Annotated in this window: 23 protein-coding genes and 1 pseudogene; 20 read left to right on the top strand and 4 right to left on the bottom strand. The window is 44.1% G+C overall.

Annotation, left to right across the window (positions count from 1 at the left end; all coding sequences use genetic code 11):
* Positions 1-26 precede the first annotated feature (26 nt).
* Together AX677_RS06385 and purH are read left to right on the top strand one after the other, a co-directional pair.
* On the top strand, positions 27-491 hold the full coding sequence (locus tag AX677_RS06385; protein WP_060976550.1) for a GNAT family N-acetyltransferase: 465 nt from the start codon (positions 27-29) through the stop codon (positions 489-491).
* Position 492: 1 nt separating this feature from the next.
* Entirely contained in the window at positions 493-2,040 is a 1,548-nt protein-coding gene (purH, locus tag AX677_RS06380; RefSeq protein WP_060976549.1) for a bifunctional phosphoribosylaminoimidazolecarboxamide formyltransferase/IMP cyclohydrolase, read from the top strand.
* A 136-nt stretch (positions 2,041-2,176) separates the two neighbouring features.
* On the opposite strand, the gene AX677_RS06375 is transcribed toward purH, so the two are convergent.
* A complete protein-coding gene (locus tag AX677_RS06375; protein ID WP_060976548.1) occupies positions 2,177-4,132 on the bottom strand; it encodes a GBS Bsp-like repeat-containing protein in 1,956 nt (651 codons plus the stop codon).
* 321 nt (positions 4,133-4,453) lie between these two features.
* Between AX677_RS06375 and purD the strand changes: the two genes are divergently transcribed.
* The 9 genes and pseudogenes from purD to purB all read left to right on the top strand — a co-directional run bounded on the left by purD (position 4,454) and on the right by purB (position 13,136).
* Positions 4,454-5,719, top strand: coding sequence for a phosphoribosylamine--glycine ligase (purD, locus tag AX677_RS06370; RefSeq protein WP_060976547.1), 1,266 nt, complete (start codon positions 4,454-4,456; stop codon positions 5,717-5,719).
* A gap of 204 nt (positions 5,720-5,923) precedes the next feature.
* Positions 5,924-6,412, top strand: a complete 489-nt coding sequence (gene purE, locus AX677_RS06365; protein ID WP_002894355.1) for a 5-(carboxyamino)imidazole ribonucleotide mutase — start codon at positions 5,924-5,926, stop codon at positions 6,410-6,412.
* A complete protein-coding gene (purK, locus tag AX677_RS06360) occupies positions 6,399-7,490 on the top strand; it encodes a 5-(carboxyamino)imidazole ribonucleotide synthase (RefSeq protein ID WP_060976546.1) in 1,092 nt (363 codons plus the stop codon). Before purE ends, purK begins: the two co-directional genes overlap by 14 nt.
* Positions 7,491-7,517: 27 nt before the next feature.
* Positions 7,518-8,153, top strand: a complete 636-nt coding sequence (locus AX677_RS06355) for a YdcF family protein (protein ID WP_060976545.1) — start codon at positions 7,518-7,520, stop codon at positions 8,151-8,153.
* Positions 8,154-8,167: 14 nt separating this feature from the next.
* Complete coding sequence (locus AX677_RS06350; protein WP_060976544.1) at positions 8,168-8,395, top strand: hypothetical protein; 228 nt, start codon at positions 8,168-8,170, stop codon at positions 8,393-8,395.
* 3 nt (positions 8,396-8,398) lie between these two features.
* Positions 8,399-9,112: an aspartate/glutamate racemase family protein gene (locus tag AX677_RS06345; RefSeq protein ID WP_060976543.1), complete on the top strand. Its 714-nt coding sequence runs from the start codon at positions 8,399-8,401 to the stop codon at positions 9,110-9,112.
* Positions 9,113-9,118: 6 nt separating this feature from the next.
* Positions 9,119-9,254: pseudogene (locus AX677_RS09435) on the top strand (SRPBCC family protein); the annotation flags it as partial.
* Between the two features lie 142 nt (positions 9,255-9,396).
* The gene (locus AX677_RS06340; protein ID WP_231730788.1) at positions 9,397-11,829 is read left to right on the top strand and encodes an AAA family ATPase; all 2,433 of its coding nucleotides are present in this window, start codon (positions 9,397-9,399) and stop codon (positions 11,827-11,829) included.
* A gap of 11 nt (positions 11,830-11,840) precedes the next feature.
* Positions 11,841-13,136 carry an adenylosuccinate lyase gene (gene purB, locus AX677_RS06335; protein ID WP_060976541.1) on the top strand — a complete coding sequence of 432 codons (1,296 nt, stop codon included), beginning with the start codon at positions 11,841-11,843 and terminating at the stop codon, positions 13,134-13,136.
* Positions 13,137-13,180: 44 nt separating this feature from the next.
* Here purB and AX677_RS06330 read toward each other — a convergent pair whose 3' ends face one another.
* On the bottom strand, positions 13,181-13,747 hold the full coding sequence (locus AX677_RS06330; RefSeq protein ID WP_049547559.1) for an NAD(P)H-dependent oxidoreductase: 567 nt from the start codon (positions 13,745-13,747) through the stop codon (positions 13,181-13,183).
* Positions 13,744-14,340, bottom strand: a complete 597-nt coding sequence (locus AX677_RS06325) for a TetR/AcrR family transcriptional regulator (protein ID WP_002894377.1) — start codon at positions 14,338-14,340, stop codon at positions 13,744-13,746. Before AX677_RS06325 ends, AX677_RS06330 begins: the two co-directional genes overlap by 4 nt.
* A 216-nt stretch (positions 14,341-14,556) precedes the next feature.
* On the opposite strand from AX677_RS06325, the gene dhaK reads away from it, so the two are divergent.
* Genes dhaK through dhaM form a run of 3 tightly spaced genes read left to right on the top strand, consistent with a single transcriptional unit; the run spans position 14,557 to position 16,509 of the window.
* Complete coding sequence (gene dhaK / locus AX677_RS06320) at positions 14,557-15,546, top strand: dihydroxyacetone kinase subunit DhaK (RefSeq protein ID WP_060976540.1); 990 nt, start codon at positions 14,557-14,559, stop codon at positions 15,544-15,546.
* A gap of 10 nt (positions 15,547-15,556) precedes the next feature.
* Positions 15,557-16,135 (top strand): dihydroxyacetone kinase subunit DhaL, encoded by a 579-nt coding sequence (dhaL, locus tag AX677_RS06315; RefSeq protein ID WP_060976539.1) that lies wholly within the window; start codon positions 15,557-15,559, stop codon positions 16,133-16,135.
* Entirely contained in the window at positions 16,135-16,509 is a 375-nt protein-coding gene (gene dhaM / locus AX677_RS06310; protein ID WP_060976538.1) for a dihydroxyacetone kinase phosphoryl donor subunit DhaM, read from the top strand. The genes dhaL and dhaM overlap by 1 nt, the downstream gene beginning before the upstream one ends.
* Positions 16,510-16,817: 308 nt before the next feature.
* Here the strand turns inward: dhaM and AX677_RS06305 are convergent, their stop codons facing one another.
* A complete protein-coding gene (locus AX677_RS06305; RefSeq protein WP_060976537.1) occupies positions 16,818-17,534 on the bottom strand; it encodes a GntR family transcriptional regulator in 717 nt (238 codons plus the stop codon).
* A 106-nt stretch (positions 17,535-17,640) separates the two neighbouring features.
* On the opposite strand from AX677_RS06305, the gene AX677_RS06300 reads away from it, so the two are divergent.
* From AX677_RS06300 to AX677_RS06275, 6 genes are all read left to right on the top strand, one after another.
* Positions 17,641-19,461: a beta-galactosidase family protein gene (locus tag AX677_RS06300; protein ID WP_197416892.1), complete on the top strand. Its 1,821-nt coding sequence runs from the start codon at positions 17,641-17,643 to the stop codon at positions 19,459-19,461.
* Positions 19,458-19,934, top strand: coding sequence for a PTS system mannose/fructose/N-acetylgalactosamine-transporter subunit IIB (locus AX677_RS06295; RefSeq protein ID WP_002898809.1), 477 nt, complete (start codon positions 19,458-19,460; stop codon positions 19,932-19,934). The genes AX677_RS06300 and AX677_RS06295 overlap by 4 nt, the downstream gene beginning before the upstream one ends.
* A gap of 25 nt (positions 19,935-19,959) precedes the next feature.
* Positions 19,960-20,865, top strand: coding sequence for a PTS mannose/fructose/sorbose/N-acetylgalactosamine transporter subunit IIC (locus AX677_RS06290; protein ID WP_002894386.1), 906 nt, complete (start codon positions 19,960-19,962; stop codon positions 20,863-20,865).
* A complete protein-coding gene (locus tag AX677_RS06285) occupies positions 20,852-21,676 on the top strand; it encodes a PTS system mannose/fructose/sorbose family transporter subunit IID (RefSeq protein WP_060976535.1) in 825 nt (274 codons plus the stop codon). Before AX677_RS06290 ends, AX677_RS06285 begins: the two co-directional genes overlap by 14 nt.
* Positions 21,677-21,687: 11 nt before the next feature.
* Positions 21,688-22,092, top strand: a complete 405-nt coding sequence (locus AX677_RS06280) for a PTS sugar transporter subunit IIA (protein ID WP_002894390.1) — start codon at positions 21,688-21,690, stop codon at positions 22,090-22,092.
* 309 nt (positions 22,093-22,401) lie between these two features.
* Positions 22,402-23,580, top strand: a complete 1,179-nt coding sequence (locus AX677_RS06275; RefSeq protein ID WP_082730257.1) for an SIS domain-containing protein — start codon at positions 22,402-22,404, stop codon at positions 23,578-23,580.
* The last annotated feature ends 3 nt before the right edge of the window (positions 23,581-23,583 follow it).

Here is a 23,583-nt window from a genome sequence, read left to right as displayed (position 1 = left end):
ATTGTGCAATATTGCTAGGAGAAAAAATGATTGAGCTGAAATTAGTAGATGAGAGCAGTTTTCAGGCAGTGCTGGATTTAAAAATATCAGAAGCTGATGAACAAGCACGTTTCGTAGCTTCAAATGTACGCTCTTTAGCTGACGCATGGCTCTACCGGAAAAATGAAGATGTGTTTCCGATGGCAATCTATTGGGATGAGCAAGTGGTTGGCTTTCTCCTGCTGGAAATAGACAAGGATGAAGCGGAATACTTTATCTGGCGGATAATGATTGGTCAGCAGTACCAAGGAAGAGGCTATGGTCGAAAAGCCTTGGAAGTTCTGATCAAAAAGGCTCAGATGGATAGAGCTTGCAGTCATATTATCGCAGATTATGTGGTTGGAAATGAAAAAATGAAGCACCTGCTGACTAGTCTGGGTTTTCAGGAAACAGGATTTATAGAAGAAAATAACGAAGTCGCTATGCGCTTGGATCTAAAGAAAGAGGAATAGAATGACAAAAAAAGCCTTGATCAGTGTCTCAGACAAGACAGGCATTGTAGAATTTGCGAAAGAGCTGAAAGCTCTGGGCTGGGATATCATCTCAACTGGCGGTACCAAGGTGGTCCTAGACAATGAAGGAGTGGGCACCATTGCTATCGATGATGTGACTGGTTTTCCAGAGATGATGGATGGCCGTGTCAAGACCCTCCACCCAAACATTCACGGCGGCCTCTTGGCTCGTCGGGACTTGGATAGCCACCTGCAAGCAGCCAAGGAGAATCAGATTGAACTCATTGACCTGGTCGTGGTGAACCTCTATCCTTTTAAGGAAACCATTCTCAAGCCGGGTGTTGAGTATGCGGACGCGGTGGAAAATATTGACATCGGTGGACCCTCTATGTTGCGCTCTGCAGCCAAAAACCATGCCAGCGTGACAGTTGTCGTAGATCCGGCTGATTATGCTCTTGTTCTGGAAGAGTTGGCAGCAAATGACCAAACGACCTATGAAACGCGGCAGCGCTTAGCAGCCAAGGTTTTCCGTCACACAGCAGCTTACGATGCTTTAATTGCAGACTATTTCACGAATCAGGTGGGCGAAAGCAAGCCTGAAAAGCTGACCTTGACCTATGAACTCAAGCAGCCCATGCGCTACGGGGAAAACCCCCAGCAGGATGCGGATTTCTATCAGACGGCCTTGCCACTGGGCTATTCCATCGCTTCGGCCAAGCAGCTGAATGGGAAAGAGTTGTCTTTCAATAACATCCGTGATGCCGATGCGGCCATTCGCATCATTCGTGATTTCAAAGAGCGCCCAACTGTTGTGGCGCTAAAACATATGAATCCATGTGGTATCGGTCAGGCAGACGATATTGAGACCGCTTGGGACTATGCCTATGAGTCTGATCCAGTTTCCATTTTTGGTGGGATTGTCGTCCTCAACCGCGAGGTGGATGCTGCGACAGCTGAGAAGATGCACGGTATTTTCCTAGAAATTATCATCGCACCGAGCTACACGGCAGAAGCGCTAGCAATTTTGACCAATAAAAAGAAAAATCTGCGGATTTTGGAGTTGGCCTTTGATGCGCAGGCAGCTTCTGGAGCAGAGAAGGAAGTGACAGGTGTTCTGGGTGGTCTTCTTGTGCAAAACCAGGATGTCATTGAGGAAAATCCAGCTGATTGGCAGGTCGTGACCAAGCACCAGCCGACCGAGCAGGAGCGTGTGGCTTTGGAATTTGCTTGGAAGTCCGTCAAATATGTCAAATCCAACGGTATCATCATTACCAATGACTGTCAGGTGCTGGGAGTCGGTCCCGGTCAGACTAACCGTGTGGCTTCTGTCAAGATTGCTATTGAGCAAGCCAAAGATCGCCTTGACGGTGCCGCTCTAGCTTCTGACGCCTTCTTCCCTTTTGCGGACAATATTGAAGAAATCGCAACCGCTGGTATCAAAGCTATCATCCAGCCGGGTGGATCTGTCCGTGATGAGGAATCTATTATCGCAGCTGACAAGCACGGCTTGACTATGATTTTCACTGGCGTACGGCATTTTAGGCATTAAAAACTATAAAAAATCCTCGGGTCGAACCGAGGATTTTTGAGTAGGCTTATACTCAATGAAATTCATGAATAAACTAAGCAGGAGCAATCTGCTCAAAGCACTGGTTTGAAGTGGTTTTGAGGAGTGCGAAAGCAACTTATTTAGGATAGATATAGGTCAGGCGGCCCCAGTAGGAAGCAGTTGGGTCAAACCAGCCACGGAAGTTGCTGATGTACTGCTTGCCGAGGTAGTTAGACTCTTGGATCTGGATGCGGGTATTGGATTCGACATGAGTCACAACACCGACGTGGCCGTAGCCGCCGTCATCCCAGCAGGCGATGGCGCCAACCTCAGGCCTACTGCCGGTACGGAATCCAGCTCTTCTAGCACTAGCTGCCCATTGACCGCCGTTACCCCAGTAATTTCCTGCCCAAGGAGCTAGAGCCTTGGCTCCCCAAGTGCATTGGCCGACAGGATAAGTTGTCGCATTAGCAGCGGCATAGTTTGGCTGAATATTAGCTGATTGAACGCTTGATTTCTCAACCTGATAGCTAGTTCCAGTCAGACCAGTCAGTTGTCCCGCTTTTCTACGATAGACATGGGTGTTAAATAGACCGCTTCCCTTGTGATTCTGAGTATCTACGGTAAACTTGTATGTTCCATTGCCGACCTTATTTGCAGTATACCATTGTAAATCATCTTGTCCATTGACTTCTGACCAAGTTGGCAGAATAATATCGCCATCTCCGTAGGCGTCTGTCACTGTCACCTCATAGCGATTAGCCTCAGTTTTCCTGACTGCAACCTTGGCTTGAATTTGGTCGGTAGACATTGGTGTGGGATCAGCTGCGTAGTTGTGTTCGCTACCATCATTGTAAGTGATATAGACATGATTATTATAGGTCCCAGACAAGGCCTGATGATTGCGGATATCAAAGGTCGCACTGAAGGTTCCGTCTCCGTTAGGAGTGGCTGCGTACCATTTAAGATTGCTCTGATTGCTAGTGCTCCAAATGGGAACTTGGACAGACTTTATAGGTTTAGATAAAGCTGTTTCAGTGATTTTTACAGTATAGGTTCCTTGTTTGGGGTTGATATTTTCTATAGTAAAAAGCGGCTTTTGCTCCTCTTCAGAAGGCAATTTTCCACTATCAATTTGTGCAGTAGTCCCTGAGAGACCTGTTAAGTCAGGCTTAACATAACTTTCACCGTAAAGGTGGATATTGTAAATCCCTGTGTCGTAGTTATGCTTTCTGAGTTCCACCCGAGCGCTGTAGCTGCCATCTGGATTTTTGCTTGCTTCATACCATTGTAGATCATCTTGCCCTTTCTTATCAGACCAAGTTGGAAGAACAATTCGATGCATGGTGTCAGGTACGTTTTTGACAGTAATTTCCATGATACCGGTCTGAGGGAAGCTAGTCTCAACAGTAGGATTAGGTTTTTCTAAATTGAAAGTGGTTCCGTTTAAGCCAATCATCTTACCATCTTTATTTTCATAAGTATGAATGTGATAAGTTCCATAGCCTTTGTGATTTGAAAGTTCAAATTCAGTAATATCTTGTCCTGCATTGTACCATTTGATATCATCTTGTCCATTTTCATCAGACCAAACAGCATGTAAAATATTAGAATTTATTTGGTCTTTATTGCGATTAAAATGAATTTGAGCAGTTCTCCCTAGGATATTAGAAGTGACATTAACGGCTGGTTTGTTGAGAGTAAAGGTCGTTCCATTCAGCCCAATTAATTTTCCATAGAGGTCAATATAGGTATGAACATGAAACGTACCATATCCTGGATGGTTACTCAGGTCAATGTCAGTGTTAGTAGTTGTTGTTGACGGTGCTTCATACCATTTGATATCATCCTGTCCGTTCTCATCAGACCAAACAGCGTGGAGAATACGATGAGGTTCTTGAGCTTGAGAACGGGTATAACTAATAGAGGCTGTACGATCGTTCACAGTCACATCGACATTGCTGGCACGATCAGTAGGGCCTAGAATTTTGACTTCAGATTCAGGCGTTTCGGTCGCATGAACTGTTGAGTGGCTCGCAAAGAGACCTAGGACAGCTCCGGATAATAAAAACAGTTTTTGATATTTCTTCATAAAACTCCTTTGTGAGAATGGTTTTGGATGGGCCCACCTGTATTATTCGGAAAACTTATTTGAAAATGATAGTAAATTTGAAAAGCCCTGAATATTTTCTGTCTAAAATAGGCATAATCCACTCAAGAAGGAGAAGTCTGAAGCCAACAATAATTACGGCGATCATATAGAAGAGATATTCTTTTTCTCATTCGAATGGAATAAAACGAACGATTGTGTTATAATTTAGATAAATAATTCGTGAAAATAGAATGATTTTTACGTGATGTGTTAGCTTGGTGCGTAAGCGCCTGTGATATTGGATATTGAGGTATCTTGGCTATGAAGCTTTTAGTTGTTGGTTCAGGCGGTCGTGAGCATGCGATTGCCAAGAAGTTATTGGAATCTCAGGGTGTGGAGCAGGTGTTTGTCGCTCCTGGAAATGATGGCATGACCTTGGATGGGTTGGATTTAGTAAACATTGGAATTTCCGAACATTCCAAACTAATTGAATTTGCCAAGGAGAATGATGTTGCTTGGTCTTTTATCGGTCCGGATGATGCGCTGGCAGCTGGAATTGTAGATGATTTTAACCAAGCTGGGCTCAAGGCTTTCGGTCCATCTCGTTTAGCAGCGGAGCTGGAGTGGTCCAAGGATTTTGCCAAGGAAATCATGGTCAAATACGGTGTTCCGACAGCAGCCTATGGCACATTTTCCGACTTTGAGGAAGCCAAAGCTTACATCGAAAAGCAGGGAGCACCTATCGTGGTCAAGGCGGACGGCCTAGCTCTGGGCAAGGGTGTGGTCGTCGCAGAGACAGTAGAGCAGGCGGTTGAGGCCGCGCAGGAGATGCTCTTGGATAATAAGTTCGGCGACAGCGGTGCGCGTGTGGTCATCGAAGAGTTTCTAGACGGTGAGGAGTTTTCCCTATTTGCCTTTGTCAATGGCGATAAGTTTTACATCCTGCCGACGGCTCAGGATCACAAGAGGGCCTACGATGGGGACAAGGGTCCCAATACAGGTGGTATGGGAGCTTATGCGCCAGTGCCTCACCTGCCACAAAGCGTGGTGGACCAGTCAGTTGAGACGATTATCAAGCTGGTTCTAAAAGGCATGATAGCTGAAGGACGACCTTATCTGGGCGTGCTCTACGCTGGGCTGATTCTGACAACAGATGGCCCTAAGGTCATCGAGTTCAACTCGCGTTTTGGCGACCCAGAGACCCAGATTATCCTTCCACGCTTGACGTCTGACTTTGCGCAGAACATCACGGACATTTTGGACAAGAAGGAGCCGACTATCACTTGGCTGGACGAAGGCGTGACACTTGGCGTGGTTGTCGCCTCAGAGGGCTATCCGCTGGACTATGAGAAAGGCGTTGAGTTGCCAGCCAAAACAGACGGCGACATCATCACCTACTATGCTGGGGCTAAGTTTGCGGAAAATAGCAGAGCACTGCTGTCAAATGGCGGCCGAGTGTACATGCTGGTCACCACAGCAGATACCGTCTCAGCTGCGCAGGAAAAAATCTACAACCAACTAAAAAAACAGAACACAACAGGCCTCTTTTACCGAACAGACATAGGAAGCAAGGCGGTTAAAAATTAAAAGTTACTGATATTTAATTTGAAAATGGCGAGCGAAAGCGAGCCAAAGTAAGATAATGGTCGCCGTGGTGAAAAGACCAGAACAGTGTATGTTCTGGTCTAGGGAAAATTTGAGACTTGGGGCTCAAATTTTAGGAATGAAACCGAAGGTTTGCTTCCGACCCACCACCTAAGACCATTATCAAAAAGACAAAGGATATTAACAATGAAACCAATTATTTCCATCATCATGGGCTCCAAATCTGATTGGGCAACCATGCAAAAAACAGCTGAAGTTTTAGACCGCTTTGGTGTAGCCTACGAAAAAAAGGTTGTCTCTGCCCACCGCACGCCTGACCTCATGTTTCAGCATGCGGAAGAGGCTCGCAGTCGCGGTATCAAGGTCATCATCGCCGGTGCTGGTGGTGCCGCGCATTTGCCAGGTATGGTAGCAGCCAAAACGACTCTACCTGTTATCGGTGTACCGGTCAAATCACGCGCTCTCAGCGGTCTGGACTCACTTTATTCGATCGTGCAGATGCCGGGCGGTGTGCCAGTGGCAACTATGGCTATTGGGGAAGCGGGAGCGACAAACGCTGCTCTGACTGCCCTTCGGATCTTGGCCATTGAAGACCAAGACCTAGCAGCAGCGCTAGCGGATTTTGCTGAAGAACAAGGAAAAATCGCTGAGGAGTCTAGCAATGAGCTCATCTAAAACAATCGGAATCATCGGTGGTGGTCAGCTGGGGCAGATGATGGCCATTTCTGCTATCTACATGGGGCACAAGGTCATCGCGCTGGATCCTGCGGCGGACTGCCCGGCCTCTCGTGTGGCAGAAATTATCGTGGCACCTTATAATGACGTGGACGCTCTGCGTCAGTTGGCTGAGCGTTGCGATGTCTTGACCTATGAGTTTGAAAATGTCGATGCCGACGGCTTGGATGCTGTTATCAAGGATGGTCAGCTCCCTCAAGGAACGGATCTGCTCCGCATCTCTCAAAATCGGATTTTTGAAAAGGACTTTCTCGCAAACAAGGCCCAAGTCACCGTTGCACCCTATAAGGTTGTGACTTCTAGCCAAGACTTGGCAGATATCGACCTGTCGAAAAGCTATGTCCTCAAAACGGCGACTGGTGGCTACGATGGGCATGGACAAAAGGTCATTCGTTCAGAAGTAGACTTGGAGGAAGCCTATACACTAGCTGACTCGGCAGACTGTATCTTGGAAGAATTTGTCAACTTTGACCTTGAAATTTCCGTTATCGTATCTGGAAATGGCAAGGACGTCACGGTTTTCCCAGTTCAGGAAAATATCCATCGCAACAATATCCTGTCTAAGACCATTGTGCCAGCTCGCATTTCAGAAAGTTTGGCTGACAAGGCCAAAGCTATGGCAGTGCGAATCGCAGAACAGCTCAAGCTGTCTGGAACGCTCTGCGTGGAAATGTTTGCGACGGCTGATGACATCATCGTCAATGAGATTGCCCCGCGCCCACACAACTCTGGCCACTACTCTATCGAAGCCTGCGACTTCTCCCAGTTTGACACCCATATTCTTGGCGTTCTTGGAGCACCATTGCCAGCTATCCACTTGCATGCGCCAGCCGTCATGCTCAATGTACTCGGCCAGCATGTTGATGCCGCTGAAAAATATGTCACAGAAAATCCAAGCGCCCACCTCCACCTGTATGGTAAAATAGAAGCGAAACACAACCGTAAAATGGGGCATGTGACTTTGTTTAGTGATGTGCCGGATAGCGTGGTTGAGTTTGGGAAAGGGATTGATTTTTAAGAAAATTCTGCGGAGAAAATGTTATAGATGAAACCAATTATCCCGAAAAGTCCAGAAGTTCCGAAAGAGTTCTCTGATAAAGAAATTTCCTTTTTGACTAAGAGTGTTTTTGGGGAAATAATCGAACCTCAGCCGTGTGACGTTTTATTTGTTTTCAGTGGGACTCACCCAGGCCACTGGGAAAAAGCTATTGAGGCTTATCAAAAAGGCTATGTAAGACGAATCATTGTGACTGGCGGCCGAAGTTTGACGGGAACGCCTCATCCGGATTGGAATGGATATACAGAGGCAGAGGTTATTATTCAGCATCTGCTGGCTGCGGGCATTCCTGAAGAAGCGATTAAATCTGAAAACTCATCTAGCAATACTTTAGAAAACGTACTGTTTGCCAAAGAAATTTTTGATTTTAACACTATTGAGACCGTTATGTTCATTTGCAAAAGCCACGCGACTGGTAGGCAATGGCGGACTTTGGCTCAGCACTTACCGAAGCATCTTCGCTATATCCCTTATACCTTCAATGCCTTTTACAAGGATGTTGAGATTGGTCGGGATAGCTGGATGAATACAGAAATTGGCAAGTCCAGAGTTTGGGGAGAATATCTGCGGCTTCTTCATTATGGAGAAAAGGGAGATATTTTAAAGTTAGATGTTGAATTGTGATATAGGAGGTTTCTATGATTCAAATCATCATTAATGCTTTTTTGGAAGAAGGCAAAGAAACTGCCGTTGTAGAAGTGCTTTTTGCCAGCGCTGACCATGAAAAAGTAAAAGCCAAATATCAGGAATTAAAGATTCAATATCCAGACAATTATCTGGCTATCTATGATTTGCCATTGGATACAGATCTGAGTAGCTTGCCGCACTATCCGTCGGTGGCGATAAGCAAGGAGGAGTTTGATTAGCCTATGAAAACTATCGGTCTGATTGGTGGCATGAGTTGGGAAAGCACCACATCTTACTACCAAATCATCAACGAAACCATCAAAAAAGAGCTGGGTGGCTTGCATTCAGCTAAGATTCTGCTTTATAGTGTTGATTTTGCAGAGATTGAGCATTATCAGGCGGTCGGAGACTGGGAGAAAAGCAGTCAACTGTTGACAGATATTGCTCAGCGTTTGGAGCAAGCAGGTGCGGATTTCATCGTTATTTGTACCAACACCATGCACAAGGTTGCTCCGCAGATACAAGAAAAGATTACGATTCCAATCTTGCATATTGCGCAGGCAACCGCGCAGGCCTTGTTGGCTAACGGTATTCAAAAAGTTGGTCTCTTAGGGACCAAGTACACCATGACTCAAGATTTTTACAAGGAAAAATTAATAGAATCTGGGTTAGAAGTACTGATTCCAGACCAAGCTGGCATTACAAAGGTTAATCGAATCATTTATGACGAACTCTGTCTAGGAGATATCAAAGAAAGCTCAAAGCAGACTTATCTTGCCGTTATAGATGATTTGAAAAAAGCAGGCGCTGAAGCTGTTATCTTGGGTTGCACCGAGATTGGTCTCCTCGTCAAGCAATCCGACACTGACTTGCCACTCTACGACACAACAGTGATTCATGCAGAGAAAGCAGCGGAATCATCTTTAAAGCAGGAGACAACATATGTTAAAATATAATAGGGAATGAGTTTCTCTTATCCTATTGATTAGGTCTGGAAACTTGTAACCGACTTGTCTAATCAGACTTTTTCAATTTGAAAAAGTAGATGACAATCATTTTATTGAATGCACTCAAAATGTCTTCCTGACATCATTTGTGTAGCCTTATTTAAGTAAGCAGCAGAAACAGTATTTTCGATATTTAGACAAAAGACAGGAAGCTAGGTAGTGAAAAACAAACCGCAAAATGAGTCATGAGACAGTGGTTAGTGATGTGTAGGAGTTTTAGTGGAGGTTCGATATTGTTTGAAAGAATTTCAGGAATTACAATAAAAGATTCAATTTTTAAAGGTGATGAAAATTTATATCTCTTTAAGGAACAGTATAAACATAAAAATAATGGTGTTGATGAAATACGTTATAGAACTACAAAATCTAGCGTAGTATTCGGTCGAAATGGGGCTGGGAAAAGTACTTTATCAAGGGCTATCGAACAACTTAGGACTGGTAAAGGTACTGCGGAAATTGTAAATTTTATTGATTTAAATAATAATGCTGTAGATTTAGATGATCTGAGAGATTCAATTTTTGTTTTCAACGAATCTTTTATTGATGAAAAAGTAAAGTTAGTTGAAGATGGATTAGATACAATTGTTATATTAGGTGAAGATAACGAAATTAATTCTAAAATTAATGAAATAGATAAAGAACAAAAAGAATATTTGGCTGAGAAGGAAGAACTCACAAATTTAGCTAAAAATTATACTGATGGAAAAAACAGCTTATCTTCTATTTTTTGGGAAAATCAAGTTGCTTCAAAATTAAAGGGTGAAGGTAATTGGGCAGAACGAGATAGAGAAATAAAGGGGAATAGATCAGCCACTCCGGTACACAAAGATACCTATGAAACATTTATCAAATTATCTCCTGAAATAACACGAGATGAGTTATTGATTTCTTTTGAAGAGAAGAAGAAGAAATACTTTGATTTCAGGAGAACTGCTATTAAAATAAACGACGAAGTACCTCAGATAACATATTTTCCTGAAGAGTTATATGAGTCTCTCTGTGTATTATTAAGCGAACAGATTGAACAACCGGAGTTGAATGAAAGAGAAGAACGTTTACTTAACCTACTATCAGAAATTGATAGAGGAGAGCAACATCTCAAAGATATTGAAAATTATTTTGAAAATGAAGAACATACATACTGTCCGTTTTGTGTTCAAGATGTCTCGATAGATTATAGAAAGAATTTGTCTGAGAGTATAAAAAAACTACTTTCAAAAACTATAGATGAACATAAAGAGAATCTATATAAACTATACTTGAAGCCTATTGAATTAGATTTTGCTAAATTTAATCAATTGGATAAAGAGTTATTGAATATAGTCCAGTTAAGAATGGATGAGGTCAATAAAAAAATACATGATATAAATATTTTGATAGATAATAAAGTTAATAATCCATACAGTCCAATTCATAGAATTCCTGAAAGTTTAATAATAGATTTTGAAGATTTGAATAAAGCTCTAGAAGCGCTTGAAAATAACAGAGTGTCATTTAATAGTTCCATTGATAATATCAAAGGACTAAAAGAAGAGTTAATTGAAATTAATAATCAGATTGCCTATTATGATATTAAAGGTGACTATAAAAAAATAGGTGAAGCAATAAAACATAAAGAGGATAATGACAAGAAGTTAAGGGAATTACAATCAAACATTGAAAAAAATAAACGATTGATAAATGAACTTAATTCACAAAAAGAAAATACTCATATCGCTGTTGATGAAATTAATAGAGGACTAAGTTATATTTTCTTTTCAGATAAGCGTTTAATGATTCAAAATGAGAATGGGAAATATTATCTTCTATCAAGAGGAAAAAAGGTTAGTCCTGCGAGGGTATCGGTTGGGGAACGAAATGCTATTGCGCTTTGTTATTTTTTTACGATCTTACAAGAAAATAGAGAGCAAAACGACCAATTTAAAAATGAATACTTTCTTGTGATTGATGATCCTATTTCTAGTTTTGACATGGAAAATCGTATAGGTATGATTAGTTATTTAAAAAGTCGTCTACAAAGAGTCTTGAGTAGCAACAAAGACTCTCGTGTCATATTGATGACGCATGACAGATTAACTTATTATGATTTTTTGAAATTCATGGAAGAAATAATGAATTATTGCAAAGAAATAATGAATTATTGCAAAGAAATAGAAGGAGGGAATAAATTAGCTTTCAGAAAATTAGAATTATCTAATGGAATTCTTAAAGAATTTAGTGTTAAATCACATGGTTATACAGAGCTGATAGAACATATCTACGATTTTGCAACGCTGAGCCAACCTCCTGAAGAATATAGTGCTATTGGTAACGAAATGAGAAAAATATTAGAAGCATTTTCAACGTTTATATATAAAGAGGGAATAGCCTCTTTAACAACTAATGCCAAAATTCTATCTAAATTAGATGAACCTTACCGTACTTATTTTGAGAATCTAATGTATAGACTAGTTCTTCATGGAGAAAGTCACCTTGAGGATGATGTTAAAGCAGTGGAAATAGATTTTTTTGCCCATATATCTGGTGCAGAGAAACAAAAAACTGCAAAAGATCTATTGGTTCTATTATATTTGTTAAATGATTTACATGTTTTAATGCATCTCAAATCTAAGAACGAAAAAAAAGTGGTTGAAAATATAGAGGCTTGGAAGAACACAATCAAATAAGGAGAAACAACATGATCAACCGATACTCTCGCCCCGAGATGGCGAACATTTGGACTGAGGAAAATAAGTACAAGGCTTGGCTGGAGGTTGAGATTCTAGCTGATGAGGCCTGGGCTGAGCTGGGTGAGATTCCCAAGGAAGATGTGGCCTTGATTCGTGAAAAGGCAGGCTTTGACATCGACCGCATTTTGGAGATTGAGCAGGAGACGCGCCACGATGTGGTGGCCTTTACTCGGGCGGTTTCTGAGACACTGGGTGAAGAGCGCAAGTGGGTGCACTATGGCCTGACCTCGACTGATGTGGTGGATACGGCCTACGGCTACCTCTACAAGCAGGCCAATGATATTATTCGTGAGGATCTGCGTCGCTTCACCGACATCATTGCAGAGCGGGCGCGGGAGCACAAGTTCACCATCATGATGGGACGGACCCACGGAGTGCATGCGGAGCCTACGACTTTCGGGCTTAAGCTTGCGACCTGGTACAGCGAAATGAAGCGCAACATCGAGCGTTTCGAGATTGCGGCTGCGGGTGTGGAAGCTGGGAAAATCTCTGGTGCGGTTGGTAACTTTGCTAACATTCCGCCATTCGTGGAAAGCTATGTCTGTGAGAAATTAGGCATCCGTCCGCAGGAGATTTCGACTCAAGTCCTACCACGTGACCTCCACGCTGAATACTTCTCAGCTCTAGCCTTGATTGCGACGTCTATCGAGCGCATGGCGACCGAAATTCGTGGTCTGCAAAAGTCTGAGCAACGCGAGGTTGAAGAGTTCTTTGCCAAGGGTCAAAAAGGATCTTCAGCTATGCCTCACAAGCGCAATCCAATCGGCTCTGAAAATATGACTGGTCTGGCGCGTGTTATTCGTGGTCACATGGTGACAGCCTTTGAGAATGTCTCTCTCTGGCATGAGCGCGACATTTCCCACTCATCTGCTGAGCGGATTATCACACCGGACACGACCATTCTTATCGACTACATGCTCAACCGCTTCGGTAATATCGTCAAGAACTTGACCGTCTTCCCAGAAAACATGAAGCGTAACATGAACTCAACCTTTGGTCTTATCTTTAGTCAGCGGGCTATGTTGACCTTGATTGAAAAAGGCATGACGCGGGAGCAGGCTTATGACTTGGTACAGCCAAAGACCGCCCAGTCTTGGGACAATCAAGTGGACTTCAAGCCTCTGCTCGAAGCGGATCCAGAAGTCACTTCCCGTCTTACTCAGGAAGAGATTGATGAAATCTTCAACCCAGTTTACTATACCAAGCGCGTAGATGAAATCTTCAAGCGCGTGGGCTTAGATTGAACATAAAAGCAGGCACTTCCTAAGAAGCGCCTGCTTTCTTTATCTTAAATTTGACTGGCCAGTTGCCCGATTTTCTTGAGCATTTCTTGGCGTTGTTGGTCTGTTTTACGTTCTACTCCGTTGAGCTCGGTCAGTTTGACTGGAGAAATACCACAAAGTTTCAGGATTTGATTTTTAAGCACCTTACCGTAGTCTTGGACAAAAGGCAGGGCAAAACCTGGTGTATTGTGGCTGACGATAATCCAGCCGGATTTCCCTTGCAGGTGGCCTTGGAGTCCGACTTTCTTATAAGAGTAGGCAAAGTCAGCCGCAAAGACACGGTCAATAAAGCCTTTGAGAATGGCCGGCATACCGCTCCACCAGATAGGGAAAATGAAAATCAGATGGTCTGCCCAAGTAATCAAATCCCTGTATTTTGCCATTTCAGGGTCTTTGTGCAGGTCACGGCGTCTATGTTCTTGGTCAAAGCGCAAAATCGGGTCAAAATTTTCAGCATACAAGTCCAAGGTTTTCACCTCATGCTTCTTAGAAAGGTTGCTTTGAACCTCTTTGAGAATAGCAGTATTGAAGCCAGTTGGGCTGGGGTGGGTGTAAATAATCAAGGTTTTCATGATCGTTCTCCTTTGATATAAATGTCAAGCATGTGCTCGATCGTGCTTTGGATGGCTTGAGGATCAAGGTCTTGTCCGATAGGACTGTTGGTCAGAACGGCTAGGCCTGTGATAAAGCTCCAAAAGTGAAAAAGGCTTTCTGCTTCGCTATTGCTAAAATTTTCCTCCTCGCGAAGCTTTAAAACAAGCTCCTTAAATTTATCAAATCCAGGCAGGTCAGACTCCAAGAGAATGGTGTCCTGAGTCACCTTCATATATTTAAAAGGAAATTTGATAAAGAGAGCTTCGAAAAAATGAGGGTAGGTCTTGGCAAAAATAATGAAATTAAGTCCAAGCCGGGTCAGCTGATCACGCGCAGAACCTGTCGCATCAATATTTTCATTGATTTCCTGATTGAGAAACAGCGAAAGCTGGGTCAAAACTACCTTGAGGTAGCCTTCCTTGCTCTCAAAATGGCGGTAGGGGCTGCCGTGAGTTACACCGCAGGCCTTGGCAACAGTCCTGAGCGAAAGCTGTTCAATTCCGTGTTTTCCGATTTCGTCAATCCCTGTTTGGATGAGTTGTTCTTTCAGCTGGGCAGTATTGCGTTTCATTCATTTTCTCCTAAAGTATACACTGTCTACTTATTTATCTTTAGTATACACTGTCTACTTTTTCTTGTCAACTAATTTGATGCTTTCTTCTAGTCTAAGATGTGGCAGAATTTGCTTTCGGTAAGATAAAATGTTAAAATAATATCAAAATGATAGCGCTTTCTTTTTAGGGTGAATTGCTCATTTTAGAGAAACGCTGAGAAACGGAGGACACCTATGAAGAAAATTATCAACGATCCAACAGCGGTTGTGGACGAGATGCTGGAAGGCTTAGCCTATATTCACAGCGATTTGGTTTATCGGGTGGAGGGCTTTAATATTATTGCCCGCAAGAGTGAGAAGACAGGTAAGGTTGGCCTGATTTCTGGCGGTGGCAGTGGTCATGAGCCTTCCCACGCGGGTTTTGTCGGTGAGGGCATGCTGTCGGCTGCTATTTGCGGAGCGGTTTTTACTTCACCAACACCTGACCAAGTCTTGCAAGCTATCAAGGAAGCAGATGAGGGAGCTGGGGTCTTCATGGTGATCAAGAATTACTCCGGTGACATTATGAACTTTGAAATGGCTCAGGAAATGGCTGAGATGGAAGGGATTGAGGTGGCTAGTGTCGTCGTAGATGACGATATCGCAGTGGAAGACAGCCTCTATACGCAAGGTCGTCGCGGAGTGGCTGGTACCATTCTTGTCCATAAGATTCTAGGGGATGCGGCGCATGCAGGCAAATCTCTGACTGAAATCAAGGCTCTAGCTGATGAGCTGGTCAAAAATATCCATACGGTCGGCTTGGCTCTGAGCGGGGCAACCGTTCCGGAAGTCGGCAAGCCTGGTTTTGTTTTGGCTGATGATGAGATAGAGTTCGGCATTGGCATCCATGGTGAGCCCGGCTATCGCAAGGAAAAGATGCAGCCGTCTAAGGACTTAGCCAAGGAATTAGTCGAAAAGCTCAGTCAGTCTGTTGAGCTCAAATCTGGTAAGAAGATCGGCATTCTCATCAATGGTATGGGTGCAACACCGCTCATGGAGCAGTATGTCTTCGCGGCCGATGTAGCAAATCTTCTGGCAGAAGCTGGAGTCGAAGTTGTCTATAAAAAGTTGGGTAATTACATGACCTCCATTGACATGGCGGGGATTTCTCTGACCTTTATCGAGCTGGACCAGCCAGACTGGCTGACAGCTCTCAACAGTTCTGTCACAACAGCCGCTTGGTAAGGAGGTGCTTATGGACGCAGCAAGAGCAAAAAAATGGATGCAGTTGTTCAACGAGAAGATCCAGGATCAGAAAGACTATCTATCTGACCTTGATACACCCATCGGTGATGGCGATCATGGTGCCAATATGGCCAGAGGAATGGCAGCAGCAGTAGAGAGTCTAGCTGCTAAGGACTTTGCCAGTGCGGCTGAGGTTTTTAAGGCTGTTTCCATGCAGTTGATTAGCAAGGTCGGCGGTGCTTCCGGACCTCTCTATGGCTCAGCTTTCATGGGTATGGCCAAAGCTGAAAAAGACGGCAAAGACTTGTCAGAAGTCATCCAAGCTGGGCTGGACATGATTCAGAAGCGGGGCAAGGCTGTGCCGGGTGAGAAGACCATGGTGGATGTCTGGTCGGGGATTCCTCTTTCTCTGCAGTCCGGAGACTTGACGCGTGAAATGATTGGTTCCCTAGTGGAAGCGACTAAGGATTTGAAGGCGACCAAGGGGCGGGCTTCCTATGTCGGTGAGCGCTCTATCGGTCATATCGATCCCGGTTCGGCTTCATCTGGTCTCCTCTTTGAGGCTCTTCTAGAAACGGAGGCAGGCTGATGGCAGATACTGGCATTCTTATCGTTTCTCATTCCAAAAACCTGGCCCAAGGCTTGTTTGACCTCATTTCGCAGGTGGCGGCAGATGTGAGCATCAGCTATGTAGGCGGGCTAGAAGACGGCAGCATTGGTACGAGCTTTGAAGGGATTCAGGCAGCTTTAGATGCTAATGACAAGGACACTATTTTGGCCTTTTTCGATCTGGGTTCGGCTCGGATGAATCTAGAAATGGTCGCAGACTTTTCTGACAAGGAAATCATTATCAATAATGTTCCCTTAGTAGAAGGCACTTATACGGCTGCTGCCCTTCTTCAGGCTGGGGCAGATTTACCTAATGTTTTGCTTCAGGTCCGTGAATTAGAAATAAAGAAATAGCAGGTTTTCTAGAGACTTAATAAACGACTTTATTTGCAAAATAAGGAACATTTTATATCAAAAAGCTGGGATTCAATCCCAGCTTTTTGCTTCATCATGTACCAATTTTCAGGGGAACAGCCAGTATTTCTTATTTTTTTCTTCTTTAAATTGATTAAAAATAGGACAAAATGACGTCTTATGTTTACATTTTATTGATTAAAAAGTCTTAAAGGGTTGCAAATTGGTATAGATAGATTTAAAATAGATAGGAACATACAAGATGAAACAAAAAACGACAGCATATTAAACAGCTGCCGTTTCTGGTCTTAATGATCCCGATTACGGGAAATAAATTTAATTTTGAAAAAGTCACCGCGTTTGTATGTTTCGCTGTACTCTAAAATTTGTCCAGTGCTTTCTAGCTGGGTAATCTTCACCTGATGAACGGTCGGGAAGTTGGTATCAACTTCCAGTACTTTCGCAACATCTTTTGGTGTTGGGAAGACAATTTCATTGGTTTCTTCAAAATGCTCATCATTCATATGAATGTGGTAGTCAGTTTTGAAGCGGTTGTAGATTGAGCTATAATAGTCCAAATCTGGATAGTTAGGATTGATGTATTGCTCTGGAATATAGGTTTGGTGATAGATATAGACTTTATCGCCAGTCCGTCTGATCCGATCAATCTTATAGTAGAACTGTGTTGGTGCTAGTTCTAGCTTATCCAAGATTTTCAGGTCATTCCCACGCTTGATGGAGAGAACAGTTACCTTATCTTTTTGGATAGGGAAGGTCTCAACGTCAGAAAATTCTACTAGCTTGTGCTTTCTTGCGCGTGAAACGAAAGTTCCCTTGCCTTGCTGACGGATAATATACCCATCATTTGCCAGCTCATTTAAAGCACGGACGACAGTAATGGAGCTAACATTAAACAACTGGATCAGTTCTGCCTCTGTGTAGAACTTATCTCCGTTTTCAAAATTGCCAGAAATGATTTGTTGCTTGAGCTCATCTTTGATTTGTTGGTATTTTGGAATAGCCATTGTGGTCACCTCTCTTTAGTTATCCCTCTTAATTAAAATTTTAACATATTTTTAAAAAAAATGTTGACATTTATGCAAAAAATTATTATATTAATTATAATAAGATATGAAAACGGTTTTATACCAGAGGGGACAACAGATGGCAAGATTCAAAATTGATCATTCCTTCTGTTTGGATGATCGAGAGTTTAAGATTTTATCGGGAGCCATTCACTATTTTCGGGTACAGCCTGAGGATTGGTACCATTCCCTTTATAATCTCAAAGCTCTGGGCTTTAATACGGTGGAGACCTATCTTCCCTGGAATATGCACGAACCCCAAAAAGGTGTCTTTAACTTCCAAGGAATTTTAGATATTGAGGCATTTTTACAGACAGCTCAGGATTTGGGACTTTATGCCATTATCCGCCCTTCGCCTTTTATCTGCGCGGAGTGGGAGTTCGGCGGCCTGCCGGCCTGGCTGCTCAATGAGAACATGCGCATCCGCTCATCAGATGAGGCCTTTCTGCAGGCTGTAGCCAGCTATTATGACGAGCTGCTGCCGCGACTGACTCCAAGGCTTCTGGACAATGGGGGAAATATCCTCATGATGCAGGTGGAAAATGAGTACGGTTCCTATGGGGAAGACAAGGCCTACCTGAGAGCAATCAGACGGCTCATGGAAGAACGAGGTGTAACCTGTCCGCTCTTTACTTCAGACGGACCTTGGCGGGCTACGCTTCAAGCTGGTACGCTGATTGATGACGATGTCTTTGTGACAGGAAATTTCGGCTCTAAGGCAGATTACAATTTTGCCCAGATGCAGGAATTCTTTGACGAACATGGCAAAAAGTGGCCGCTCATGTGTATGGAGTTCTGGGACGGCTGGTTCAATCGCTGGAAAGAGCCTATCATCAAGCGAGATCCAGACGAACTGGCTCAAGCTGTTCACGAAGTGCTCCAGCAGGGCTCAATCAATCTCTATATGTTTCATGGCGGTACCAACTTTGGCTTTATGAACGGCTGTTCGGCCAGAGGTGTCATTGACCTGCCACAGGTAACTTCCTATGACTATGATGCTCTACTCAATGAGCGTGGCAATCCGACGGATAAGTACTATGCAGTCCAGAGGATGCTGAAAGAGCATTATCCAGAGTATCCGCAGATGGAGCCCTTGGTGAAAGAGTCTTTTGAGTTTAGGAATATCCCGCTCAGTCAGAAGGTCAGTCTCTTTGAGACACTGCCTGACTTGGCAGAGCCTATCGAAAGTCTCTATCCGATGAAGATGGAGGAGCTGGGGCAAAATGTCGGCTACCTGCTCTATCGGACTTGGGCTAGTTGGGATGCTGATCAGGAAAGGCTCCGTGTCATTGACGGCCGCGACCGGATGCAGCTTTATGTGGACGCTCAGCACATAGCAACCCAGTACCAGACAGAAATCGGTCAGGATATCATGGTGGACGGCCAGAAAAAGGCAGAGCACCAGCTTGACATTCTGATGGAAAATATGGGCCGGGTCAATTATGGGCACAAACTCTTGGCAGATACCCAGCAGAAGGGCATTCGTACCGGTGTCTGCAAGGATCTGCACTTCCTGCTTGACTGGCAGCATTACCCATTGCCGCTGGACCATCCAGAAAAGATTGATTTTTCGAAAGGGTGGCAGGAAAAGCAACCAGCTTTCTACGCTTTTGACTTTGAAATGAAAGCGCTTAAAGATACTTATCTGGATCTGTCTGACTTTGGCAAGGGCGTCGTCTTTGTCAACGGTGTCAGCATTGGCCGCTTCTGGAATGTCGGACCGACCTTATCGCTTTATATCCCGCACAGCTTGCTCAGAGAAGGCGACAATCGCATCATTATCTTTGAGACAGAAGGGGTATACAACGAAATCATTCACTTAGTTAACCAACCTACATTTAAAACAATAAAGGGGGAAAATCTATGACAATAGTAGGTGCACGTATCGATGGACGTTTGATCCATGGACAGGTAGCCAATCTTTGGACTACCAAGCTCAACATTTCACGTATTATGGTGATTGACGATGAGGTAGCTGAAAATGCTATCGAAAAGAGCGGGCTCAAGCTCGCAACGCCAGCTGGTGTGAAACTTAGTGTCTTGCCGATTGCTAAGGCAGCAGAAAATATATTGGCTGGCAAGTATGATTCACAGCGACTCTTGATTGTCGCTCGCAAGCCAGACCGCTTCCTGCGGTTGGTCGAAGCTGGTGTTCCGCTGGAAACGCTGAATGTCGGCAATATGTCTCAGTCAGACGAAACTCGCTCCATTACCCGCTCTATCAATGTGGTAGATGCAGATGTTGAAGCCTTTCACAAGCTGCACGAAAAAGGAGTCAAGCTGACAGCGCAAATGGTTCCCAACGATCCGGTTGAGGATTTCATGAAGTTATTAAAATAGGACAAAATTTTAGGAGGACATTGTTATGATACAATGGTGGCAAATTTTACTACTCACTTTGTACTCAGCTTATCAAATCTGTGATGAGTTGACTATCGTTTCGTCAGCAGGATCCCCTGTATTTGCTGGGTTCATTACTGGCTTGATTATGGGTGATTTGACGACTGGTTTGTTTATCGGTGGTAGCCTGCAATTATTCGTTCTTGGTGTAGGGACATTTGGTGGGGCTTCTCGTATTGATGCAACATCAGGTGCCGTTTTGGCGACAGCCTTCTCTGTAGCACAAGGCATTAAGCCAGAGTTGGCTATTGCGACAATCGCAGTACCAGTAGCAACTTTGTTGACATACTTCGATATCTTAGGTCGCATGACAACGACTTATTTCGCACACCGTGTGGATGCAGCAGTTGAACGCTTCGACTATAAAGGTATTGAACGCAACTATCTCTTAGGTGCCCTTCCTTGGGCTCTGTCTCGTGCCCTGCCAGTCTTTCTGGCTCTGGCTTATGGTGGAACATTTGTTCAAGCGATAGTAGATGGTGTTGCTGGTGTGAAATGGCTGGCTGCAGGCTTGACACTGGCTGGTCGTATGCTTCCAGGACTCGGGTTCGCTATCTTGCTTCGTTACCTTCCAGTTAAACGTAATCTTCATTACTTAGCTCTTGGTTTTGGCTTGACGGCTATGCTGACTGTGCTTTACTCAAACATTCAAACTTTGGGTGGTGCTGTATCTAGCATTGTTGGAACTCTTCCAAAAGATGCTGCAGTTACATTTGCCAACAATTTCAAAGGCTTGTCTATGATTGGTGTAGCTATCTTTGGTATCTTCCTTGCAGTACAGCATTTCAAATACAGCCAAAGAACAGTAGTTGCTGCTCCAGCTGCTAGCACAAACTCAGAAAGTGAGGAAATTGAAGATGACGAACTCTAATTATAAATTAACAAAAGAAGATTTTAAACAAATCAATAAACGCAGCTTGTTCACTTTCCAATTAGGCTGGAACTACGAGCGGATGCAAGGTTCTGGCTATCTCTACATGCTCTTGCCTCAGCTGCGCAAAATGTACGGTGACGGCACTCCAGAATTGCAAGAAATGATGAAATTGCATACGCAATTCTTCAATACATCACCTTTCTTCCACACCATTATTGCAGGTTTTGACCTAGCTATGGAAGAAAAAGACGGTGTTAAATCAAAAGATGCGGTCAATGGTATCAAGACAGGTCTTATGGGGCCGTTTGCTCCTCTCGGAGACTCTATATTTGGCTCTCTTGTGCCAGCAATCATGGGCTCTATCGCTGCTACCATGGCTATCGCAGGCCAGCCTTGGGGAATTTTCCTTTGGATTGCTGTAGCGGTTGCTTATGATATTTTCCGTTGGAAACAGTTAGAATTTGCATACAAAGAAGGGGTCAATCTCATCACCAACATGCAAAGTACTTTGACAGCTCTTGTTGAAGCGGCTTCTGTACTGGGTATCTTCATGGTGGGTGGTTTGATTGCGACTATGATCAACTTTGAAGTATCTTGGGTATGGAACATCGGTAAAAAAGCTATTGATTTCCAAGACATGATGAATCTGATTTTCCCACGTTTGATTCCAGCAGTCTTTACAGGCTTTATCTTCTGGCTCTTGGGCAAGAAAGGAATGAACTCTACCAAGGCTATCTTCATTATCATTTTCATGGCAGTAAGCTTCTCCGCTATCGGCTACTTCCTGCTGGGACAAGTACCAGAGTAATGGAGTGATTTATGAGTAAGAAATTAGTTTTAGTCAGCCATGGTCGCTTTTGTGAAGAGCTGAAAACAACTACGGAAATGATTATGGGGCCTCAGGAAGACATCCATGCAGTAGCCCTGCTTCCGGAGGAAGGTCCAGAAGACTTCGCAGCTAAATTCTTAGAAACGGTCAAAGACTTTGAGGATTACTTGGTCTTTGCGGATCTCTTGGGGGGCACTCCTTGTAATGTAGTCAGTCGCTTCATTATGGAAGGGCAGGATATCGAGCTTTATGCGGGGGTCAATCTGCCCATGGTCATTGAGTTTATTAACGCTTCTTTGACAGGAGCAGAAGTTAGCTATCCATCCAAGGCAGCAGAGAATATTGTTAAGGTCAATGATGTTCTGGCTGGCCTAATGGATGATGAAGATGAATAAAAGTTTGAACAATCACTTCTAGCTGGGCCAAGTCTTTGCGCTGTCAGCAGATGGGAGACTGCTGATAGGTAAGGCCAAGCCACAGTGGTTGATTCAAGCATATTGGTCTAAGAGGAATTTGGGAGATGCCTCTTAGCCTAGGGAACTGGATGGTTCAACATTGCAAAATGCAGTCGCTGTTTGGTTTGAAAAAGCTTGTTAAAAGCATGTTTCAAGTCTAGCCATCGTTGCGGGGGTGGGACAGCGAGCCGAAAATCTTTGATTTTCTGGATTCTGTCCCACTCCCCCTTTTTCAAATGATGGAAAGGAATGAGAAAGAGAATGTTAGATTATTCACAGGAAGAATTGCAGCGTCTGGGGGCTGACATCACAACGAGAGAAATCTATCAGCAGCCTGAGGTCTGGCAGGAAGCCTTTGAACATTACAAGGCTCAGGCCGCAGACATCGCTGCTTTTCTGAAAAAAATCGAGGACAAACATGACTACATCAAGGTCATTTTTGCCGGAGCCGGCTCATCAGCCTACGTCGGAGATACCTTGATGCCTTATTTCAGGCAGATTTATGATGAGCGCAAATGGAATTTCAATGCCATTGCGACGACAGATATCGTGGCCAATCCCTTGGTGCATCTGAAGAGAGAAGTGCCGACAGTGCTGGTTTCCTTTGCTCGTAGCGGAAATTCCCCAGAAAGTGTAGCGACTGTGGACTTGGCCAAGCAGCTGGTAGATGACTTGTACCAGATTACCATTACTTGTGCTGCCCAAGGCAAGCTAGCCCAGCAGGCCCAAGGTGATGAGAAGAATCTCTTGCTCCTTCAGCCAGAAGCGTCTAATGATGCTGGCTTTGCCATGACTTCTAGCTTCAGCTCTATGATGCTGACAGCCCTTTTGGTCTTTGACCGGGCTGAACTAGACCAGAAGGAAGCCAAGGTAGCGGCTCTGATTCAGCTCAGTCAGGATGTTTTAGGACGCGTTGCAGATGTGCAGCAGCTGGTTGATTTGGATTTCAGTCGGGTCATTTATCTGGGAGCAGGGCCTTTCTTTGGTCTGGCTCATGAAGCCCAGCTTAAGATTTTAGAGCTGACAGCCGGCCAAATTGCGACCATGTACGAAAGTCCAGTCGGTTTTCGGCATGGACCAAAGTCGCTGATTAATCAAGATACAGTCGTTCTGGTCTTTGGTTCGGCAGATGCCTATACCAAGGCTTATGATTTGGACTTGGTGAAGGAAGTGGCTGGTGACGGGATTGTCCGTAGACTGGTCTTGCTGACTGACCGGGAGGAGCAGTTGGAAGGAGTCGAGCAAGTAGTGCTAAGTACCCAAGAGCCTCTGGGAGATAGCTATCGCATCTTCCCTTACATCGTTTACGCTCAGCTCTTTGCCCTCCTGACCTCGCTCAAGGTCAAGAACCGTCCAGACACACCGTCTCCGACAGGAACAGTCAATCGTGTAGTACAAGGAGTTATCATTCACCCTTTTGGGGAGTAAGAG

It is taken from the genome of Streptococcus sp. CCH8-C6 (assembly GCF_001557225.1).
In the GTDB taxonomy this organism is placed as follows: Bacteria; Bacillota; Bacilli; order Lactobacillales; family Streptococcaceae; genus Streptococcus; species Streptococcus sanguinis_C.
This window is presented reverse-complemented; position numbering and strand designations above follow the sequence as displayed.

Bases quoted from the DNA above. Each gene is read 5' to 3' on its own strand.
- purE (WP_002894355.1), top strand. From the start codon at position 5,924: ATGAAACCAATTATTTCCATCATCATGGGCTCCAAATCTGATTGGGCA.
- dhaK (WP_060976540.1), top strand. From the start codon at position 14,557: ATGAAGAAAATTATCAACGATCCAACAGCGGTTGTGGACGAGATGCTG.
- AX677_RS06295 (WP_002898809.1), top strand. From the start codon at position 19,458: ATGACAATAGTAGGTGCACGTATCGATGGACGTTTGATCCATGGACAG.
- AX677_RS06305 (WP_060976537.1), bottom strand. From the start codon at position 17,534: ATGGCTATTCCAAAATACCAACAAATCAAAGATGAGCTCAAGCAACAA.
- AX677_RS06280 (WP_002894390.1), top strand. From the start codon at position 21,688: ATGAGTAAGAAATTAGTTTTAGTCAGCCATGGTCGCTTTTGTGAAGAG.
- purB (WP_060976541.1), top strand. From the start codon at position 11,841: ATGATCAACCGATACTCTCGCCCCGAGATGGCGAACATTTGGACTGAG.
- AX677_RS06325 (WP_002894377.1), bottom strand. From the start codon at position 14,340: ATGAAACGCAATACTGCCCAGCTGAAAGAACAACTCATCCAAACAGGG.
- AX677_RS06300 (WP_197416892.1), top strand. From the start codon at position 17,641: ATGAAAACGGTTTTATACCAGAGGGGACAACAGATGGCAAGATTCAAA.
- dhaM (WP_060976538.1), top strand. From the start codon at position 16,135: ATGGCAGATACTGGCATTCTTATCGTTTCTCATTCCAAAAACCTGGCC.
- purH (WP_060976549.1), top strand. From the start codon at position 493: ATGACAAAAAAAGCCTTGATCAGTGTCTCAGACAAGACAGGCATTGTA.
- AX677_RS06355 (WP_060976545.1), top strand. From the start codon at position 7,518: ATGAAACCAATTATCCCGAAAAGTCCAGAAGTTCCGAAAGAGTTCTCT.
- purK (WP_060976546.1), top strand. From the start codon at position 6,399: ATGAGCTCATCTAAAACAATCGGAATCATCGGTGGTGGTCAGCTGGGG.
- AX677_RS06345 (WP_060976543.1), top strand. From the start codon at position 8,399: ATGAAAACTATCGGTCTGATTGGTGGCATGAGTTGGGAAAGCACCACA.
- AX677_RS06285 (WP_060976535.1), top strand. From the start codon at position 20,852: ATGACGAACTCTAATTATAAATTAACAAAAGAAGATTTTAAACAAATC.
- AX677_RS06330 (WP_049547559.1), bottom strand. From the start codon at position 13,747: ATGAAAACCTTGATTATTTACACCCACCCCAGCCCAACTGGCTTCAAT.
- purD (WP_060976547.1), top strand. From the start codon at position 4,454: ATGAAGCTTTTAGTTGTTGGTTCAGGCGGTCGTGAGCATGCGATTGCC.
- AX677_RS06375 (WP_060976548.1), bottom strand. From the start codon at position 4,132: ATGAAGAAATATCAAAAACTGTTTTTATTATCCGGAGCTGTCCTAGGT.
- AX677_RS06350 (WP_060976544.1), top strand. From the start codon at position 8,168: ATGATTCAAATCATCATTAATGCTTTTTTGGAAGAAGGCAAAGAAACT.
- dhaL (WP_060976539.1), top strand. From the start codon at position 15,557: ATGGACGCAGCAAGAGCAAAAAAATGGATGCAGTTGTTCAACGAGAAG.
- AX677_RS06290 (WP_002894386.1), top strand. From the start codon at position 19,960: ATGATACAATGGTGGCAAATTTTACTACTCACTTTGTACTCAGCTTAT.
- AX677_RS06275 (WP_082730257.1), top strand. From the start codon at position 22,402: ATGAGAAAGAGAATGTTAGATTATTCACAGGAAGAATTGCAGCGTCTG.
- AX677_RS06385 (WP_060976550.1), top strand. From the start codon at position 27: ATGATTGAGCTGAAATTAGTAGATGAGAGCAGTTTTCAGGCAGTGCTG.